We start from the raw sequence: 16,480 nt of genomic DNA on the forward strand, positions 1-16,480 counted from the left end.
GTGTGCGGGTCATTTCGGCGGAGTCGACGGATCTGTTCGTCGGGCCGGCGAATGCGCCGCTGCAGATCGTCCGCGTCGGCTACGCCGACGGTGCCGGCGAGGTGCGCGTCGACGGTGACGGCCTGACCGGTCACGCGCGGGCAGCCGCCGGGGATGGCAGCGTCGAGGTGGCGGTCACGGTGAGCGATGCCGTGGTCGGGCAGCAGCGTCCGGCCCGCGTCGTCACCGGTGACGGCATCAGGCCGTTCGTCTTCACCGTCGCGGAACCGGGCTGGACCATGTACATGATCAGCCACTTCCACTACGACCCGGTGTGGTGGAACACGCAGGCCGCCTACACCAGCGTGTGGAGTGAGGATCCGCCGGGACGATGCAGGCAGACCAACGGCTTCGACCTGGTGAGCGCGCACCTCGAAATGGCCCGTCGCGAGCCCGAATACAAGTTCGTGCTGGCCGAGGTCGACTACCTCAAGCCGTTCTGGGACACCCACCCCGAAGAGCGTGACGACCTGCGCCGCTTCATCGCCGACGGTCGTATCGAGATCATGGGCGGCACCTACAACGAGCCGAACACCAACCTGACCAGTACTGAGACGACGATCCGGAACTTCGTGCACGGCATCGGTTTTCAACGCTCTGTGCTCGGCGCCGACCCGGCGACGGCCTGGCAGCTCGACGCGTTCGGGCACGATCCCCAGTTTCCCGGCATGGCCGCCGACGCGGGACTGACGTCGACCTCCTGGGCGCGCGGGCCGCACCATCAGTGGGGGCCGATGGCCGGCGGCGGCGATCCGGAGCGGATGCAGTTCCGCAGCGAGTTCGACTGGATCTCCCCGTCCGGCCGGGGCCTGTTGACGCACTACATGCCCGCGCACTACTCGGCGGGCTGGTGGATGGATTCCGCCCCGACGCTCGAGCAGGCCGAAGCCGAGACGTACCAACAGTTCAGCGCGCTGAAGAAGGTGGCGCTGACCCGCAACGTGCTGTTGCCGGTCGGCACCGACTACACGCCACCGAACAAGTGGGTCACCGCGATCCACCGGTCGTGGAACTCGCGCTACACGTGGCCGCGGTTCGTGTGCGCGCTGCCCAAGGAGTTCTTCGCCGCGGTGCGTGCCGAGCTGGCCGAGCGTGGTGTCGAGGCGTCGCCGCAGACGCGCGACATGAACCCGATCTACACCGGTAAGGACGTCTCCTACATCGACACCAAGCAGGCCAACCGGGCAGCCGAGGATGCGGTGCTCGACGGTGAGAAGTTCGCGGTGTTCGCCGGGCTTCTCGGCGGCGCGACGTATCCTCAGGCGGCGCTGGCCAAGGCGTGGGTCCAGCTGGCCTACGGCGCGCACCACGACGCGATCACCGGCTCGGAATCCGATCAGGTGTACCTCGATCTGCTGACCGGCTGGCGCGACGCCTGGGAACTGGGAAGGACAGCGCGCGACAACGCGCTGACCCTGCTGTCGGGCGCGGTCGATGGGTCGGTTGTGGTGTGGAATACGTTGACGCACAAGCGAACCGATGTCGTGACCGCGCGGTTGCCGGAGGGCACGTCGCCGGTGCGGGTGCTCGACTGCTCCGGCGAGGAGGTGCCCGCTGTGCAGGACGGGCGGTCGGTCAGCTGGCTGGCGCGTGACGTGCCCTCGCTGGGCTGGCGGTCCTACCGGTTCGAGGACCACGATGCGATACCGGCCTGGGAAGCGCTGAGCGGCAACGAGATCGGTAACGAACATTACCGGCTTCGGGTCGACCCTGCACGCGGCGGGGCGGTCGAGTCGTTGATCGAGACCGGTTCGGGCCGATCGCTGATCGCCGAGGGCAAGCTCGGCAACGAGTTGGCCCTGTACGAGGAGTATCCGGCTCACCCGGAGGCGGGGGAGGGACCCTGGCACCTGCTGCCCAAGGGGCCGGTCGTCTGTTCGTCGGCATCCGCGGCGACGGTGCGGGCCTGTCGCGGACCGCTGGGCGAGCGGCTGGAAATTCACGGCCGCATCGGCGATCTGTTTCGTTACGAGCAGATCATCACGCTGTGGCGCGGGGTCGCGCGCGTCGACTGCCAGACCGTGATCGACGGGTTCACCGGCGCCGACCGGTTACTGCGGCTGCGCTGGGCCTGTCCGGTCCCAGGCGCCATGCCGGTCAGCGAGGTCGGCGACGCGGTCGTCGGTCGGGGGTTCGGGCTGCTGCACCAACGCGGACAAGACGCGGCGGTGGACGCCGCGAAACATCCCTGGACGCTGGACAACCCGGCATACGGATGGTTCGGGCTGTCGTCGGCGGCGCGGGTGCGCATCGGCGACGGTGTGCGAGCGGTTTCCGTCGCCGAGGTGGTGACGCCTGACGAGGCCGCGACGGCGGTGGCGCGGCCCTTGATGGTGGCGCTTGTGCGCGCGGGGGTGACCGCGACGTGCACCAGTGCCGGCAAGCCGCGCTATGGCGACCTCGCAGTGGACTCGAACCTGCCGGACACCCGGATCGCGCTCGGCGGCCCCGACGAGAACAGCTTCACCGCAGCGGTTTTGGCCTCGGCGGAAGCGTCGTACAGTGACGAGCTGAACCGGCAGCTGCGCACGAACGGGGTGGCCCGAGTGTGGGTGCCGGCGACCGTGCCACTGGCCGAGGCCTGGGTGCCGAGCGCGGATCTACGTGACGTGCGGGCGCTGCCGGTGCTCATCGTGGCCGGCTCGGCGCTGCCGGACGCGGTGACGGGCGTGGTCGACGGGCTGGCCGACTGGGAGATCGTCGTCGAGCAGGATCCGCCCGCGGGCTTGGCGAGCTTCGAGGACCGCACGGTGGCGGTGCTCAACCGCGGGCTGCCGGGATTTGCGGTGGACTCCGATGGGACACTTCATCTTTCGTTGCTCCGGGCATGTACAGGATGGCCGTCGGGCACCTGGATCGACCCGCCGCGACGAACCGCGCCGGACGGGTCGAACTTCCAGTTGCAGCACTGGACGCACACGTTCGACTACGCGGTGGTCTCCGGTGCGGGCGACTGGCGGCAGGCAGGCGTTCCCGTTCGCAGCGCAGAGTTCTCGCATCCGCTTCTCGCGGTGACGGAGAAGTCCGGAGCCGCAGGCGGCTTGCCGTCGATGGGCTCGCTGCTGGAGATCGAGCCGGCCGGTTCGGTGCAACTCGCCGCCTTGAAGGCCGCGGGCAACCCGTTGGCCGGCGGCAGTGCGCGGCCGGTCCAGCCGTCCGACGGCGTCGCGATGCGCCTGGTCGAAACCACCGGCGCCGGAGCCGATGTCACGATCACCTCCGGGCTGCATCGAGTGACGGCGCCGGTTCGGGTAGACCTCCTCGAGCGCCCGCGCGTCCAGGAGGTGACGCCGGACGGCCTGTCTCTGCACGGGTTCGAGATCGCCACGGTGCTGGCACGATTCGACATGCCGCAGGTGCTGCACGCCGACCACGCGCTGCTGGCACCCGACGCGGAGGAGGCGCAGCCGCTCTACGCGCGGTACTGGCTGCACAACCGAGGCCCGGCAGCGCTCGGAGGTCTGCCCGCGGTCGCCCATCTGCATCCTGCGCATGTCGTCGCCACGGAATCGTCGGTGCAGCTTCGCCTCACCGCCGCCAGCGACTGCAGCGACGAGGTGCTGCACGGGCGCGTGCGGATGCTGTGTCCCGACGGCTGGACGGCCGAACCGGCGGTGCTGCCCTTCATGCTTCCCCCGGGTGAGTACCTGGACACCAACGTCACCGTGACCGCGCCGGGCGGCGTGTCGCCCGGCTTGTACCCGGTGCGTGCGGAACTCGCCTTGACAGGCGCTCACATCGCAATCCCGCCGTCGTGGCGCCAGGTGGTCGAGGACGTGTGCGTCATCGCGGTCGACGCCTCACCCGACGACACCTTGCTGCGACTGGTCGCGGGTCCGGAGCCGGTGGAGGTCGTCGCCGGCGAATCGGCACGGCTCGCCGTCACCGTCGGGACCGACGCGTACGCCGATATCGCCGTCGAGGCCCACCTGATCAGCCCCTGGGGGACATGGGAGTGGATGGGGCCGGCGGCATCCGGTGTCGAGCTGCCCGCGCGTACCACAGCAGAGCTCGTTTTCGACGTCACGCCGCCGGAATGGGCACGGCCCGGGGAGTTTTGGGCGTTGGTACGACTGGCCGCGGCCGGTCATCTCGTGTATTCGCCCGCGGTGAAGGTGACGGTGCGATGAGCGACGCCGGTGTCGCAGCGAAGGTGAATGGAGTGGCGGTGACCGTCGACGAGGTCGACGCGCGGGAGGCGTCGCTGCGCGGGTCCCGGATTGCCGCCGCACTTCCGCGGCCGGGCACCAGCGAGGGGCGACAGCTGCGGCGTTGGCTCACACAACTTCTGGTGGCCGAGCGGGTCGTAACGGGCGAGGCTGCCGAGCGCGGATTGACCGCCGACGGTGCACCGACCGAGGCCGATCTGCTGCCCGACACGACCGTGCGGACGGAGCTCGGCAGCGTGGCGGCATCGGTGCTGGCCGACCCGTTGGCCCGTGCGGTGTTCGCGGCCGTCACCGCGGGGATCGGCGTGACAGAGCAGGACGTTGCGTCGTACCAGTCACGAAACCCGTTGCGGTTCAGGGACACAGCGGATGTACGGGTGCATCTCGTCGCCGCGGCCCGCCGTCGCGGGTTCCGTCTCTGGCTCGACGCCGAGTGTGCGACAGCCGTTCACCTCGCCCCGGGATACGAGCATCCCGGCGATCCCCGTCAGCCCGACAACACCCACCGGCACTGATGTCCGATCCCACGCTCGCGCTCGACATCGGCGGAACGAAGATCGCGGCAGGACTCGTCGACGAAGCCGGGACGCTCCTGTACCACGCCAAGCTGCCGACGCCGCATCGTGACGCCGAATCGATTTGGGCAGTGACGGATTCGCTGATCACCGAGGCGGTGGCCGCTGCGGGCGGCCGCGTTCGGGGTGGCGGAATCTCCTCGGCTGGACCGATCGATCTGGCGGCGGGAACCGTCAGCCCGATCAACATCGAAGCCTGGCAACGCTTTCCGATCGTCGAGCGGGTGGCCGAGGCCGTCGGTGTCCCCGTCAGGTTGGCGGGCGACGGATTGTGCATGGCGCTGGGTGAGCGGTGGCGCGGTGCGGGCCAGGGTGCCGAGTTCCTGCTCGGCATGGTGGTGTCGACAGGTATCGGCGGTGGTCTGGTGCTCGACGGAGCGCCCTACGACGGTCGGACCGGCAACGCCGGGCACGTCGGCCACGTCGTCGTCGACCCGGCCGGCGAACCGTGCAGCTGCGGCGGCCGTGGTTGCGTCGAGACCGTCGCCGCAGGCCCGCATATGGCGCGATGGGCGCGCGAGCACGGCTGGGACGCTCCCGCGGACGCCGACGCCAAGGAGCTGGCTGACGCCGCGGTCGCCGGTGACGCGATCGCGCTGCAGGCCTTCCGCCGGGGTGCGGCGGCCGTGGCCGCGATGATCGCGTCCGTCGGAGCGGTCTGCGATCTGGACCGCGTCGTCATCGGCGGCGGCGTCGCCAAGTCGGGGGCGTTGCTGTTCGACCCCCTCCGCGAGGCGCTCGCCTCCTTCGCCGGGCTCAGTTTTCTGCACGACCTGCAGGTGACGCCCGCGCAGTTGGGCGGGGAAGCCGGCCTCGTCGGCGCCGCGGCACTGATGCAGTGAGTGGGCACTCGCAAGCTGCGAGTGACCGCAAAATGCACGCCGTTGACGGCGTGTCGGCGCACAAACACGGTCGCTCGCGGCAGTAAAACGCGGCGTTTTGGCTGATGAGTGGGCGGCAGGCTACTCTTGACGGCGTTCCACCGAAGACCGTCGGTCACCGAGCAATCGGTTGAAGGTCCGGGATAACCCCGGCGGCCCACGCAGGAGGACGAGGCTAGAGCTTTCTACAGCTGTCTGCGCCCCGACCTGTCTGCGTCGGGGCGTTCGTCGTTTTCCGGCCTTCCGCCTGCACCCGACCGATGGTCCCCATCCACGAGGAGGCATGCATGGCCAAGGCTGACAAGGCCACCGCGGTCGCCGACATCGCCGAGCAGTTCAAGGAGGCTTCGGCGACGCTCGTCACCGAGTACCGCGGGCTGACGGTGGCCAACCTCAAAGACCTGCGCCGCTCGCTCGGTGACTCCGCCACCTACACGGTCGCCAAGAACACGCTGGTCAAGCGTGCCGCGGCCGAGGCGGGCATCGAGGGGCTCGACGAGTTGTTCGTCGGTCCCACCGCGATCGCGTTCGTCAAGGGCGAGGCCGTCGACGCCGCCAAGGCGATCAAGAAGTTCGCCAAGGACAACAAGGCCCTCGTCATCAAGGGCGGCTACATGGACGGCCGCCCGCTGAGCGTGTCCGAGGTCGAGCGCATCGCCGACCTGGAGTCGCGCGAGGTGCTGCTGGCCAAGATGGCCGGCGCGATGAAGGCGAACCTGTCCAAGGCTGCCGGCTTGTTCAACGCTCCGGCGTCGCAGGTCGCCCGGCTGGCCGCCGCGCTACAAGAGAAGAAGGCCGCTGAGGAAGAGGCTGCGTAACCACCCACCACCCCAGCGATTTGTGGAGCCGCACCGGCGCTGACCGCCGCCAAGACTCCACAAATCGCAAAGCAAAGCAGAAGTAAGAACCAGAAAGGACCAACCATGGCCAAGCTGTCCACCGAAGAGCTGCTCGACGCGTTCAAGGAACTGACGCTGCTGGAGCTCTCCGAGTTCGTCAAGAAGTTCGAGGAGACCTTCGAGGTCACCGCCGCCGCTCCGGTCGCCGTCGCGGCTGCCGGCCCCGCCGCCGGTGGCGCCCCCGCCGAGGCCGCCGAGGAGCAGTCGGAGTTCGACGTCATCCTCGAGGGTGCCGGCGACAAGAAGATCGGCGTCATCAAGGTCGTCCGCGAGATCGTCTCCGGGCTGGGCCTCAAGGAGGCCAAGGACCTGGTCGACAGCGCTCCCAAGCCGCTGCTCGAGAAGGTCGACAAGGCGGCCGCCGACGACGCCAAGGCCAAGCTCGAGGCCGCGGGCGCGTCGGTCACCGTCAAGTAGCACCGGCGTACGCCGGCGGCGCCGGCACGTACCACAACTGTGGGGTCGATCCAGCAAATGGGTCGGCCCCACAGTCGTTTCGCCGATGGGTCACAATCTGACCGCAGACGAGTCCCGTGGCCAGCGTGCGTAGGCTACAGTGACTCAAGCCACAAGCGCGCAGCGTGTGGCGTGACGATGATTGGGCGGAAGGATCTCGCGTGGGCATTGGAATCCAAGTTGAGGGACTGACCAAGTCCTTCGGATCCCAGCGAATCTGGGAGGACGTCACGTTCGACCTGCCGCCGGGTGAGGTGAGCGTGCTGCTCGGACCGTCCGGTACGGGTAAGTCCGTGTTCTTGAAGTCGTTGATCGGGCTGCTGCGCCCGGAGCGCGGCAAGATCATCGTCGACGGCACCGACGTCATTCAGTGCACCGCCAAGGAGCTCTACGAGATCCGCACGCTGTTCGGCGTCATGTTCCAGGACGGCGCACTGTTCGGCTCGATGAGCCTGTACGACAACACCGCTTTCCCGTTGCGCGAGCACACCAAGAAGAAGGAAAGCGAGATCCGCCAGATCGTCATGGAGAAGCTCGAGCTGGTCGGTCTGGCCGGCGACGAGAACAAGTTCCCCGGCGAGATCTCCGGCGGTATGCGCAAGCGCGCCGGCCTGGCCCGTTCGCTGGTGCTCGACCCGCAGATCATCCTCTGCGACGAGCCCGACTCGGGTCTGGACCCGGTTCGTACCGCGTACCTGAGCCAGCTGCTGATCGACATCAACGCGCAGATCGACTGCACGATCCTGATCGTGACCCACAACATCAACATCGCCCGCACGGTGCCCGACAACATGGGCATGCTGTTCCGCAAGCACCTGGTGATGTTCGGTCCGCGTGAGGTGCTGCTGACCAGCGACGAGCCCGTCGTGCGTCAGTTCCTCAACGGCCGGCGTATCGGCCCGATCGGCATGTCCGAGGAGAAGGACGAGTCGACGATGGCCGAAGAGCAGGCCATGATCGACGCCGGCCACCACGACGGTGGTGTCGAGGAGATCGAAGGTGTGCCGCCCCAGATCCAGGCGACCCCCGGCATGCCGGAGCGCCAGGCTGTCCACCGTCGCCAGGCCCGGGTGCGCGAGATCATGCACACCCTGCCGCCCAAGGCGCAGGAAGCCATCCGCGACGACCTCGAAGGCACGGGTCAGTACAAGCCGCACGAGTTCGCCGACGAGCCGACTTCGCGGCACCGCTCGGCCGACGACGAGGCGCCGACCGGCGCCATTCCGCGCGCCCAGCAGTAAGCCGCTGCGCTCGCGCGAAGTGGGGTCCGCTCCCGCCTGACGGGCAGGAGGACGATGACGCGCGAGCACAAGCCGACCTTCTGCCGGATCTGCGAGCCGTTGTGCGGCATGATCGCGACCGTGGAGGACGGCCGCCTCACCGCACTGCGCCCTGACAAGGACCATCCGGTCTCCGCCGGGTTCGCATGCCAGAAGGGCGTCGCGTTCAGCGAGGTGGTCAACGACCCCGACCGCGTCACCACGCCGCTGCGGCGCAGCGAAGGCGGCGGGTTCGAACCCGTCGGCTGGGACGAGGCGATGGCAGACATCGCCGCCCGCCTGACCGCCGTCCACCGCGCACACGGGTCGAGCGCGATCGGCTGGTACTTCGGCAATCCGGGCGCGTTCAGCTACTCCTACACGCTGAGCCTCACGACGCTGATGGCCGGCTTCGGGCTCGGTCTGCACGTGTTCACCGCGGGCTCGCAGGACGTGAACAACCGCTTCGTGGCGAGCCAGTTGCTCTACGGTTCGCCGCTCGCGCTGCCGATACCCGACGTGCCGCGCGCCGATCTGCTCGTCGTGATCGGTGCCAACCCGGTGATCTCGCACGGCAGCGTGCTGACGGTGCCCCGGATCAGGGACTGGATGCACGACGTGGTCAAGCGCGGCGGTCGCGTGCTGGTGATCGACCCCCGTCGAACCGAGACGGCCGCGCAGTTCGAGTGGCTCGGCATCGTTCCCGACGGCGACGCCTACCTGCTGCTGTCGCTGCTGCACGTGATGTTCGGCGAGAACCTCGTCGATCAGGACCGGCTCGCGTCCCAGGCGTCCGGCGGCGCCTGGCTCGAGCGGCTGGCCGAGCGGTTCAGCCCGGAGGCGACGGAGTCGCGCACCGGGATCGACCCCGCAACCGTGCGCTCGCTGGCTCGCGATCTCGTCCGCACCGAACGGGCCGCGGTGTACGGCCGCGTCGGTACCAGCATCGGCGAGAACGGAACGCTGACAACGTATCTGCTCGACGCGGTCAACCTGGCGGCCGGAAACCTCGACGTGCCGGGCGGCAGTATGTTCGGCCGGCTCGGCGTGCCCGGGGAGCGGTGGCTGAACAAGGCGGGCGGAGCACTGCTGCGCACCGTCTACTCCCGCAGGCGATCGCGCATCGGCGGGTTCCCCTCCGTGCTCGGTTCCGAACCCGCGGGCGTGATGGCCAAGGAGATCACCACGCCGGGCCGCGGTCAGGTCAGGGCGCTGTTCGTCGGCGCGGGGAATCCGGTGCTGTCGGTGCCCAACGGCAATGAACTCGAGGCAGCGTTGGAGTCGCTGGACTTGATGGTCGGCATCGACCTCTACGTCAACGAGACGCTGGCGCACTGCGACTACGTGCTGCCCGCGACGTCGATGTACGAGCGCGACGACTTCCCGCTGCCGTTCCAGACCTTGCAGCCGACGCCGTTCCGGCAGGCGACCGAGGCCGTGATCGCGCCGGTGGGCCAGGCTCGCGCGGAATGGGAGATCATCGACGACCTCACCGCACGGATGTGGCGGTCGACGCCCGGACTGACCGTATTGGCTCTGGTGCGAAAAGTGTTGGCGGCGTTCGGTGTTCGACTGCGTCCGCGACACCTGGCCGATGTGGTGATCCGGCTGGCGGATGGTGGCGACCGGTTCGGCCTGCGCCGCGGCCTGAGCTTCGCCAAGCTGACCGCGGGGCATCCGCACGGCGCCGTGCTGGCGGACAATCTGCGGGGCGGTGTGTTGCGCGACGTCGTGGTGTACCGCGGCGGCCGGGTGCGGTTGCGCCACCCGGAGATAGCCGACGAGGTGGACAAGCTGTCGCGGCGCAGCGCTCCCGACGGTTATCCGATGCGGCTGATCGGCATGCGCGAGGCGAGGTCGGAGAACTCGTGGCTGCACAACTCGCCGCTGCTGATGCGTGGCGAGCGCACCCAGAAGGCGCGGATGCACGTCGACGATGCGGCGGCCGCGAACATCGTCGACGGCGACACCGTGCGGATCGCGTCGCCTTCCGGCGAGATCGAGCTGCCGGTGGTCGTCACCAAAGACATCGTCGCCGGCGTCGTTGCGGTGCCGCACGGCTGGGGGCACGGCGGGGCCGCCGGCTGGCGGGTGGCCAACGAGGCCGGGGGCGCCAACGTGAACCGGCTGATGTCCAGCGATCCGTCCGACATCGAGACACTGGCCGGGATGGCCCGGTTGACCGGCGTACCGGTGCGCGTGCAGCGCGTTGCGGCCGCCGAAACCGAAGTCGTGCGCGAAGTCCGGGCATAACTTCGGTCTCGCGGACCGAAACACCTTCTCCCGACGACCGCGCACGTTACGTTTTGACGCGATCGTCGAACGGAGGGGTGATGGTCGACCGGTTTCTGGTGTGGTTGAGCGCCGGCGTGGTCACCGCCGGTATGTGCACGGCACTGCTGGCGGGTGCGGGCGTGTCGATCGCCGACGACGGCGCGTCGACGGACTCCGGTGGTTCAAAGACGTCCGAGTCGTCGAATTCCACTGACACGACGAAGGATTCGCCCGGCACGCGCGTGAGCGGCGTGACGGGTAGCGGTGTGACCGGAACGGGTCGCACCGACACGAGTCGCGAAAAGTCCGACCCCGACGACACCGATGCCAAGAAACGAGGGAAGAAAGACGCCGAGGAAGGCGCCGGGGACGGCAGGCGGACCGGGGCAACGAAGGACGAGCCCACCGGGACGACGAAGGACGAGCTCACCGAGATCGACCCGGCCGTCACCGAGACCGACCCGGAGGTGACTGAGATCGACCCGGAGGTCACCGAGATCGTAGACTCCGCCGACGAGGAAGCCGCCAAGGGTGACGTCACCGAGGGCACTTCCGCGGGCGAGGACGTCGTCAAGCACACCCGCTCGTACCGCGAGCGCTCGGCCAGGCAGACGAGCGCTGTGGCAACCCAGCACCTCACCACCGCAGCGGACGTCGACACGGCAACCCGGGCCGAGTCCGAGAGGAGTTCCTCTCTCGAGGTCGATCCGCCGACCGCCGTCGTCGACCCCGTCGCACAAGAGCACGCGACGATCACCCTGAACAAAGTCGTCGACACCGAAGAACCCGAAGTCCAGGCGGTGGCCTTCGTCTCGACACCGCTGGCGGCGACGGCCACCGCGACCGCGCCGCAGATCCCCGGCATCATCCGGGTGATCGGCACGATCATCTTCGACCTCTACGCCGTCGCGACCCGACTGCTGGGCGGCCCGCCGATCCTTCCCGCGAACAGCACGGTGACCGTGCGCTCCTCGAGCCTGCGAATCGACTGCGCGTGCGGCGACGGGGAAGGGGTCGACGTGCCCGTGGACTGGTACGTCCCGAAGACCGAGGAGGGCAAGCCTCCGCCGGACCGGCTGATCTATCTGCAGCACGGCTTTCTGGCCAGCGGCCCGTGGTACAGCCATACCGCGGCAGCGCTCGCCGAGCGCACCAACAGCATCGTGGTGGCGCCGTCGATCACCTCGAACTTCCTGGCCGCCGACGCCTGCTGGCTGGGCGGGGCGCCGATGCACGAGGCGATGGCAGGGCTGTTCGACGATGACAACACGGCGTTGGCCGACAGCGCGCGAGCAGCCGGCTACGCCGGTCCGATCCCGTATCGCGTCGTGCTGATGGGCCATTCCCTCGGCGGTGGCGCGGTCTCGGGCATGGCGGGCTACATGGCTGACGACGAGAGGATCGACAGGCTCGCCGGGGTCGTGCTGCTCGACGGCGTCGCCCTGGGGGATCCGGCCCGAATGACCGCGTCGCTGAAGAAGGTCCCCCTCGACATCCCGATCTACCAGCTCGCCGCGCCGGTCTACATGTGGAACAACTTCGGTGCCGGCCAGCAGGCGATGGTCGCGGCGCGGCCGGACCAGTTCGTCGGCGTGACGCTGGTCAACGGCTCGCACGTCGACTCCATGCGGGGCGGCAATCCGCTCATCCAGTTCGCGCAGGAGCTCGTCGCGGGGTTCTCGAGGCCGGAGAACGCTGCTGCAGCGCAGCTGCTGATGGTCGGCTGGGTCAACGACATGTTCGCCGGCGACCGGGCAACCGGAATCTACCTGCAGCCCGGCGAGGAGTTCAGTTTCGGCACCCCGGCCGGGGAGGCGTCGGTGGTGGCGCTGCCGAACACGCTGACCAAACCGTTCTGGCTGAACTTCCTGCGCCCGTTCATGTCGCTGGCAGACGGCTTCTTCACGCTCGACCCGGTGTGTGTCGCCGAATCCGTCGGCACCTCGCACGTCGGCGCCTGTAGCGACAGCATCGCCGCCTGAGCGAGCCGCCCGACCGGCTCGCGGCTGGGATTGACCGCAAAACTCCACAACAACACCGTGTTATCTCTTGACGGAAGGGCGCCAAGAGGCCAATCTGTTGATCAGCAATGTATGGACGGATGAGAAGGATCGAGACGCCAGCCAGCGCCCCGGTGCGTGCCATACATGCGACTGGGTTGTGGATGTTTTGCGGATGTTGAGGAATACGCCGTCCTGCGGTACTGTTGGACGTTGCGCTGGCTGCATCCTGCCCACCTAAACCCGCACCTGACACCGATGTCCTAGCCTGAGCCCCGCTCAGTGATCTAGTCGCGTGCCGTGCGTCCGGGAAGTTTGTGGTCCTGAGTGGCCAGCCGAACCGACGCAGATATCGCGGCGAACGGACCGGTGGTTCACCGGCCGGCTGGTCGCATGAGGTGCTGGAAGGATGCATCTTGGCAGGGTCCCGCCCAAGCAAGACAGCAGAAGCAGTAGCAGAGAAGCAGAACTCCGTCCCCGGAGCACCAAACCGAATCTCTTTTGCAAAGCTCCGTGAGCCCCTCGAGGTTCCCGGGCTTCTCGATGTTCAAACCGAGTCCTTCGAATGGCTGATCGGCTCCGAGGGATGGCGTGAGAAGGCCCGTGAGCGCGGCGAGGAGACGCCGGTCGGCGGCCTCGAAGAGGTGCTCGCCGAGCTGAGCCCGATCGAGGACTTCTCGGGCTCGATGTCGCTGTCCTTCTCCGATCCGCGCTTCGACGAGGTCAAGGCCCCGGTCGACGAGTGCAAAGACAAGGACATGACGTACGCGGCCCCGCTGTTCGTCACGGCCGAGTTCATCAACAACAACACCGGCGAGATCAAGAGCCAGACGGTGTTCATGGGCGACTTCCCGATGATGACCGAGAAGGGCACGTTCATCATCAACGGCACCGAGCGGGTCGTGGTGAGCCAGCTGGTCCGGTCGCCGGGCGTCTACTTCGACGAGAGCATCGACAAATCCACCGAGAAGACGCTGCACAGCGTCAAGGTGATCCCCGGCCGCGGTGCGTGGCTGGAGTTCGACGTCGACAAGCGCGACACCGTCGGCGTGCGCATCGACCGCAAGCGCCGTCAGCCGGTCACCGTGCTGCTCAAGGCGCTGGGGTGGAGCAACGAGCAGATCACCGAGCGCTTCGGCTTCTCCGAGATCATGATGTCGACGCTCGAGAAGGACAACACCGCGGGCACCGACGAGGCGCTGCTCGACATCTACCGCAAGCTGCGTCCGGGCGAGCCGCCGACCAAGGAGTCCGCGCAGACCCTGCTGGAGAACCTGTTCTTCAAGGAGAAGCGTTACGACCTGGCCCGCGTCGGCCGCTACAAGGTCAACAAGAAGCTCGGCCTCAACCTCAAGGACGGAGCGAAGCCGTCCGCTGGGTCTGCCACGACCACGCTGACCGAAGAGGATGTCGTCGCCACCATCGAGTACCTGGTGCGCCTGCACGACGGCCAGAAGACCATGACTGTTCCTGGCGGAGTGGAAGTCCCGGTCGAGGTGGACGACATCGACCACTTCGGCAACCGTCGTCTGCGCACCGTCGGTGAGCTGATCCAGAACCAGATCCGGGTCGGCCTCTCGCGGATGGAGCGCGTCGTGCGCGAGCGCATGACGACCCAGGACGTCGAGGCGATCACGCCGCAGACCCTGATCAACATCCGCCCCGTCGTGGCGGCGATCAAGGAGTTCTTCGGCACCAGCCAGCTGTCGCAGTTCATGGACCAGAACAACCCGCTGTCGGGCCTGACGCACAAGCGCCGCCTGTCGGCTCTGGGCCCCGGCGGTCTGTCCCGTGAACGCGCCGGCCTCGAGGTCCGCGACGTGCACTCCAGCCACTACGGCCGCATGTGCCCGATCGAGACGCCAGAAGGCCCGAACATCGGTTTGATCGGCTCGCTGTCGGTGTACGCGCGGGTGAACCCGTTCGGCTTCATCGAGACGCCGTACCGGAAGGTGGTCGACGGTGTCGTCACGGATGACATCGAGTACCTGACCGCCGACGAGGAGGACCGCCACGTCGTGGCGCAGGCCAACTCGCCGCTCGACGCCGAGGGTCACTTCGCCGAGGACCGCGTGCTGGTTCGCCGCAAGGGCGGCGAGGTCGAGTACGTGTCGTCCAAAGAGGTCGACTACATGGACGTCTCACCGCGCCAGATGGTGTCGGTCGCGACGGCCATGATCCCGTTCCTCGAGCACGACGACGCGAACCGCGCCCTGATGGGTGCCAACATGCAGCGCCAGGCGGTTCCGCTGGTGCGCAGCGAGGCCCCGCTGGTCGGCACCGGCATGGAGCTGCGCGCCGCGATCGATGCCGGCGACGTCGTCGTCGCCGACAAGTCCGGCGTGATCGAGGAGGTCTCGGCCGACTACGTCACCGTGATGGCCGACGACGGCACCCGGCAGACCTACCGGATGCGCAAGTTCGCCCGCTCCAACCACGGCACCTGCGCCAACCAGCGTCCGATCGTGGACGCCGGCCAGCGTGTCGAGGCGGGCCAGGTCATCGCCGACGGCCCGTGCACCGAGAACGGCGAGATGGCGCTGGGCAAGAACCTGCTCGTGGCGGTCATGCCGTGGGAGGGGCACAACTACGAGGACGCGATCATCCTGTCCAACCGCCTCGTCGAAGAGGATGTGCTCACCTCGATCCACATCGAGGAGCACGAGATCGACGCCCGCGACACCAAGTTGGGCGCCGAGGAGATCACCCGGGACATCCCGAACGTCTCCGATGAGGTGCTGGCCGACCTCGACGAGCGCGGCATCGTCCGCATCGGCGCCGAGGTCCGCGACGGCGACATCCTGGTCGGCAAGGTCACCCCGAAGGGCGAGACCGAGCTGACCCCGGAGGAGCGGCTGCTCCGCGCGATCTTCGGTGAGAAGGCGCGCGAGGTCCGCGACACGTCGCTGAAGGTGCCGCACGGTGAGTCCGGCAAGGTGATCGGCATCCGCGTGTTCTCCCGTGAGGACGACGACGAGTTGCCCGCCGGCGTCAACGAGTTGGTCCGCGTCTACGTCGCGCAGAAGCGCAAGATCTCCGACGGCGACAAGCTGGCCGGACGCCACGGCAACAAGGGCGTCATCGGCAAGATCCTGCCCGTCGAAGACATGCCGTTCCTGCCCGACGGCACCCCGGTGGACATCATCCTGAACACCCACGGTGTGCCGCGACGGATGAACATCGGCCAGATCCTGGAGACCCACCTCGGGTGGGTGGCCAAGAGCGGCTGGAAGATCAACGGCTCGCCGGACTGGGCGGGTGCGTTGCCCCAGGAGCTGCTGGAGGCCGAGCCGGGCAGCATCGTCTCCACGCCGGTGTTCGACGGTGCGCGCGAGGCCGAGCTGCAGGGTCTGCTCGGGTCGACGTTGCCGAACCGCGACGGCGAGACGCTCGTCGACGAGGACGGCAAGGCGATGCTGTTCGACGGTCGCAGTGGCGAACCGTTCCCGTACCCGGTGACGGTCGGCTACATGTACATCCTCAAGCTGCACCACCTGGTGGACGACAAGATCCACGCGCGCTCCACCGGCCCGTACTCGATGATCACCCAGCAGCCGCTGGGCGGTAAGGCGCAGTTCGGTGGCCAGCGGTTCGGCGAGATGGAATGTTGGGCCATGCAGGCCTACGGCGCGGCATACACGCTGCAGGAGCTGCTGACCATCAAGTCCGACGACACCGTCGGCCGGGTCAAGGTCTACGAGGCGATCGTCAAGGGCGAGAACATCCCCGAGCCGGGCATCCCCGAGTCGTTCAAGGTGTTGCTCAAGGAACTGCAGTCGCTGTGCCTCAACGTCGAGGTGCTGTCCAGCGACGGCGCTGCGATCGAGATGCGCGACGGCGACGACGAGGACCTGGAACGCGCCGCGGCGAATCTGGGAATCAACTTGTCGCGCAACGAATCCGCCTCTGTCGAGGATCTGGCTTAAGT

Annotated in this window: 9 protein-coding genes; all 9 read left to right on the top strand. The window is 68.1% G+C overall.

Features of this window, described 5'->3' with window-relative positions:
- Positions 1–2 precede the first annotated feature (2 nt).
- The 9 genes from A5663_RS06055 (at position 3) to A5663_RS06095 (ending at position 16,478) form a co-directional block, all read left to right on the top strand.
- Positions 3–4,169, top strand: a complete 4,167-nt coding sequence (locus A5663_RS06055) for an NEW3 domain-containing protein (protein WP_068145258.1) — start codon at positions 3–5, stop codon at positions 4,167–4,169.
- Positions 4,166–4,723: a malonyl CoA-ACP transacylase gene (locus A5663_RS06060; protein ID WP_068145261.1), complete on the top strand. Its 558-nt coding sequence runs from the start codon at positions 4,166–4,168 to the stop codon at positions 4,721–4,723. The genes A5663_RS06055 and A5663_RS06060 overlap by 4 nt, the downstream gene beginning before the upstream one ends.
- Positions 4,723–5,625 carry an ROK family protein gene (locus tag A5663_RS06065; protein WP_068145264.1) on the top strand — a complete coding sequence of 301 codons (903 nt, stop codon included), beginning with the start codon at positions 4,723–4,725 and terminating at the stop codon, positions 5,623–5,625. Before A5663_RS06060 ends, A5663_RS06065 begins: the two co-directional genes overlap by 1 nt.
- A gap of 326 nt (positions 5,626–5,951) precedes the next feature.
- Positions 5,952–6,482, top strand: a complete 531-nt coding sequence (gene rplJ, locus A5663_RS06070; RefSeq protein ID WP_068145361.1) for a 50S ribosomal protein L10 — start codon at positions 5,952–5,954, stop codon at positions 6,480–6,482.
- A 105-nt stretch (positions 6,483–6,587) separates the two neighbouring features.
- Positions 6,588–6,980, top strand: coding sequence for a 50S ribosomal protein L7/L12 (gene rplL / locus A5663_RS06075; RefSeq protein ID WP_068145266.1), 393 nt, complete (start codon positions 6,588–6,590; stop codon positions 6,978–6,980).
- Between the two features lie 200 nt (positions 6,981–7,180).
- Positions 7,181–8,260 carry an ABC transporter ATP-binding protein gene (locus A5663_RS06080; RefSeq protein WP_068145269.1) on the top strand — a complete coding sequence of 360 codons (1,080 nt, stop codon included), beginning with the start codon at positions 7,181–7,183 and terminating at the stop codon, positions 8,258–8,260.
- Positions 8,261–8,314: 54 nt separating this feature from the next.
- The gene (locus A5663_RS06085) at positions 8,315–10,531 is read left to right on the top strand and encodes a molybdopterin-dependent oxidoreductase (protein ID WP_068145272.1); all 2,217 of its coding nucleotides are present in this window, start codon (positions 8,315–8,317) and stop codon (positions 10,529–10,531) included.
- Positions 10,532–10,611: 80 nt separating this feature from the next.
- Positions 10,612–12,534, top strand: a complete 1,923-nt coding sequence (locus tag A5663_RS06090) for a hypothetical protein (RefSeq protein WP_068145275.1) — start codon at positions 10,612–10,614, stop codon at positions 12,532–12,534.
- 434 nt (positions 12,535–12,968) lie between these two features.
- Positions 12,969–16,478 carry a DNA-directed RNA polymerase subunit beta gene (locus A5663_RS06095; protein ID WP_068145363.1) on the top strand — a complete coding sequence of 1,170 codons (3,510 nt, stop codon included), beginning with the start codon at positions 12,969–12,971 and terminating at the stop codon, positions 16,476–16,478.
- Positions 16,479–16,480 lie beyond the last annotated feature (2 nt).

Origin of the sequence: Mycobacterium sp. E740, from assembly GCF_001672895.1 — a bacterium.
Lineage (GTDB): Bacteria > Actinomycetota > Actinomycetes > Mycobacteriales > Mycobacteriaceae > Mycobacterium.